The 3,915-nt window shown below is 31.1% G+C and carries 3 protein-coding genes; all 3 read right to left on the bottom strand.

Going from position 1 to position 3,915, the window contains the following annotated elements:
* Positions 1–376: 376 nt before the first annotated feature.
* The 3 genes from ESY88_RS20400 to ESY88_RS20390 all read right to left on the bottom strand — a co-directional run bounded on the left by ESY88_RS20400 (position 377) and on the right by ESY88_RS20390 (position 3,687).
* On the bottom strand, positions 377–1,972 hold the full coding sequence (locus ESY88_RS20400) for a hypothetical protein (RefSeq protein WP_147088537.1): 1,596 nt from the start codon (positions 1,970–1,972) through the stop codon (positions 377–379).
* 23 nt (positions 1,973–1,995) lie between these two features.
* The gene (locus ESY88_RS20395; protein ID WP_147088536.1) at positions 1,996–2,529 is read right to left on the bottom strand and encodes an outer membrane beta-barrel protein; all 534 of its coding nucleotides are present in this window, start codon (positions 2,527–2,529) and stop codon (positions 1,996–1,998) included.
* Positions 2,530–2,793: 264 nt separating this feature from the next.
* On the bottom strand, positions 2,794–3,687 hold the full coding sequence (locus tag ESY88_RS20390) for a carboxypeptidase-like regulatory domain-containing protein (protein ID WP_147088535.1): 894 nt from the start codon (positions 3,685–3,687) through the stop codon (positions 2,794–2,796).
* Between the last annotated feature and the right edge of the window lie 228 nt (positions 3,688–3,915).

Genomic DNA, 3,915 nt, shown 5'->3' with positions numbered 1-3,915 from the left:
TTCAATGAAGTCTCTTCGAAAACCAAGTTTTTCCAGATCAAGCTGTTCTACAAATTGGTCAATGGCTCTCACACTGTTAAATTGGTCAATGGAATCTTCCAGGGAAACGGGGAAGAGGCAGGTCTGTCTTCTGTCTTTGCCAGATATGTATTTCATACTATTAAGATACAAAAAAGCTAAAAAATGACCTTGGGTCTTTCTTGAAAAGCATGAACAAGTTATTAGACAGTCTGACGTTCTCGTATATGAAAAGTAGCAGATAAATATGCTGTTTTTTTTCAGATTATAAACAATAATAGCAGAAAAGAACCAAACCTTTGGTTTAGCTCTAAACTGCTATTTTTTATATACATTGTTAGGCACAGTGCTTTATTTTCTAATTTCCACCAACAGGTATTAATACTCCTCCACCATTTCCATTTCCGCCATCGACATCAAATAGTCTATATCTCCATTCTCCATTTCCACATTCGCAATTTACTCTAACACCAATATTAAGTTGCCCTGAACTTCTTGGTTTTACATCTTTATAAGCTGTATCAGCGTAATTTCTAATCATACTATTTGGTATTTGCCATTCAAAAGTTATATTCAAGAGGTCGTTTGACTCATAAGTTAGCGGAATATATCTAGCTCTAAGTTTTGACCATTGACCAGCATATAAGTTATAACTACCTATTTTCTGAATTGTTAAACCGTCATTACTTGGCACACCGACCCAAACACCCTTTTTAATTTCTATTGTACTACCAGAAAAGCTAGCGGTTATTTCTCCTGCATATTCAGTGCTAAAAGGGTTTTTAGTTATCGTTACACTATTAGAATTTTGCGAAACGATATTTAAATTAGATGATACACTCCAAACAATAGAGCCTGCACAAGGATGATTAGCACTATTTAATGTATAAGTATAAGATTGTCCTTGACAAACAGAAGAATTACCTGCTATACTAGCGTTGAACACAGAAGTAGGTATACCAATTTCTATTTCCTTTGTTAATGTAAAATTTTGCGAACAACTGTTTTGTAAAATTACTGTAAGCGTAATTATACCGTCAGACACCTTATTTACTGTAATTTCTCCACTAGAAGTATCCAAAGTTGCAGTAGCAATACTATTGTTAGATGAACCGTGACCTAAAATAGAAACATTATTTGGTAGGTTAACAATACTATAAATTTCACTATCGCATACATTATCATTTCCTGTAATTTCAAGAAAACTAGGATTAAAATTACCTAAACTAACTGTACTTGTTAGTTGTGGATAATTATCTCCATCTAAAACTGGTGTAACTCTTACATTGTTTGGTGGATAAGCAAATGGTACAAGCGTAACACTGCTTGTAGTTGTTGTGAAATTTGACACATTATTACCACTGGTGTCCTGCCAACCATTACCAACATTCCATTGATATTCAACACTTGCTCCACTAGGAATATTTGATGGTGTTACCGTAAAAGTTTTTGGTGATGAATTACCACAAGAAACCGTTGTACTTGTTGGTGAAAGACTAAATGACGGCACTTCGTCTTTTTCAAGAGAATATTCACAACTATTAGATTCAACACCACTATCAGTTATGGATTTAATAAAAATACTACTGCTATTTACTTGGATTTCGTTTTCAGAAACACTAATCGGTATTTGTCCATAGAACTCTGTGTCATTATTACCCCAACTATTTGATTGAACAGTATAATTACCTTTGTCATCTCCACTAGAAGAATTCGAATATTTTAACAACGCTTTTACATTTGTTGTCCCAAGAGCTTGATTACTTGGTTTTGTAAGTTTAAAATAAATTGTTAAACTAATGTTGCTGTTGTCTTCTAGATCTATCAAACTACAATTACTTACAGTTGTTTGATTATTTACAAGAACATCGATTATTTCTGTTGTAATTTGTCCATATGTATTATAAGTACAAAATGTAATTAGAATTATTAAGAGTTGTATTTTTGATTTCATAATTTTGTTATTTTGATAAAATATTATTTTTCTAAATGTATTTGAAAGCCAAAGCCTAATTCAACAGTATTAGTTGTAGTGCTGAAGTTAGCAGAGTTATAACCGATAGTAAATTCTAAAGCTACGCTACTATTAAAATACAAAACCGGACCTGCTTTTATTCTGTAAGATGAGTTACTTGTTGAAGAAAATCCTTTTGTTTTAGAAGAGAAATAAATAAAATTTGCATCGGCAAACAAATTAATGCGATTTTCAGGTTTTAAAAAGTAATATCTAGCAAAAGGACCAATGCCATACCCTACACTAGAAGGACCATTTTTGGTTTTACTGTAGAAGAAACTTGGCGTTAAACCAACTGCGAATTTGTCAAAAAAGAAATGTCCAATATTAGGAAAAATTCTTATTCCGCTAGATTTACCAACTTCATTTCCGTCACTATCATTAACCGTTGAACTATTAAAACTTGCATCTCCACCAACAAGCCAATTGCCTTTTGTGATTTGTGCATTTAGGCTTAAAGATGTCGCTAACACTAAAAAGAAAAATAATGTTTTCATATTGTTAAATTGTTTTAAAAATTGATAATTGTATCCCAAATATAAGCATTTGGTGGGCTATGATTTCGTAAAAGCTTTTGTTTTAGGTGTTTCATTTTTACCGTTATTTTTGTCGGCATTGTGCCTAACGGTTTTGTGTATGATTAGTTGCGTGGTTAAACACGGAATTTAACAAATAAAAACCGAATAGAAAATCCGCGAGGATTTTCGTAAGTAGTCTAAAACCAAGCAATTAATTATACACGGCTTTGCCCACAGTATTTTTTAATTAGTCAGCTTTAATTCAATTGCTAAAATTTCATAATTATCTAAATATGGCTTTGGGCTATTTCCTTTAAATCTTTCTGATTTTTCCCATTTCCCATTTTTATATAACCAACTATTTGTATTTTGTGTTGTAGGTAAAAGTCCAACTTTTGGTTCATAAAGAGTTTTTTCAATTCTTTTTTTAGAATCTTTGATTAGAAATGAAACCTTAAATTCATTTTCTTCGAGTATTAGCCATTCGTAACTTACAAAGAGTCCATCACTTGGAAAGGAAATATTTAAATCCGATAAATCAATTTCCAAGTTTTTTGTTCCTTTTTTAGAAATTCCAATTATATTTTTTTCATAAATAGGTTTATCAGGTTGCCCGTTTTCTCCAACTGAATAAAATCTGATATTGAATTTAGAATTTTTTACATCGCTATAGATTCTTAATTTTATACTTTTTAGAAAAGGTGTTTCTAAATAAGTTGAATCAAAATCAAATAATCTAGCTTTAATTTCAGGATTTTTTTCTGTAGCGTAGAAAAATCCAATTTCAGAATCTTTAAATGCTCCAATTACTTTTTCCTTATTTTCTTTTTTCGTTGAAACAATTACTTCATCTAATTCATACGATTTTGGAAGCAAGAATATTTTAGAAGGGATTTTTTTTAAATTGATTTTCATCGTTTCATATCCTAAACTTGAGAGAATCAAAATTTCTCCTTTAGAACTGTCAATAACAAACTCTCCATTTTCATTTGAGGTAGTTCCGATATTTTCATTTTCTATCCAAATGTTAACATATGATATTTTTTCTTTAGTTTCCTTGTCAAATATCACTGCTTTTATTTGACTAAAACCGAAGTTAGAAATAAGTAAAAATATTATTGCAAGCAGTTTTTTCATATTGTGGGCAACGCCAGTCCGTCTAATAACCTGCCTTGATTTTTGTTAGTAGAAACAAATTACAGATTTTGTTTTAAACCGCGAGTGCCATTTTAATTTTCCTATTGTGATTGGCAAATGTTGCTATACAGGCTAAAAATAGGTTTATGGCGGTTTCTAGTGTCTCAATCATGTCAAAGCCCGTCGTATTGTCTTGTTTTATTATGTTCCAAATTCTCGTGAGATTAT

The organism is Subsaximicrobium wynnwilliamsii (assembly GCF_007997225.1).
GTDB lineage: Bacteria > Bacteroidota > Bacteroidia > Flavobacteriales > Flavobacteriaceae > Psychroserpens > Psychroserpens wynnwilliamsii.
Note: the sequence above shows the minus strand (reverse complement) of the source record. Positions and strands in the feature narration are given on the sequence as shown.

What these genes read in the sequence shown, in the direction of transcription:
- ESY88_RS20400 (WP_147088537.1), bottom strand. Translation starts at nt 1,972, where the DNA reads ATGAAATCAAAAATACAACTCTTAATAATTCTAATTACATTTTGTACT.
- ESY88_RS20395 (WP_147088536.1), bottom strand. Translation starts at nt 2,529, where the DNA reads ATGAAAACATTATTTTTCTTTTTAGTGTTAGCGACATCTTTAAGCCTA.
- ESY88_RS20390 (WP_147088535.1), bottom strand. Translation starts at nt 3,687, where the DNA reads ATGAAAAAACTGCTTGCAATAATATTTTTACTTATTTCTAACTTCGGT.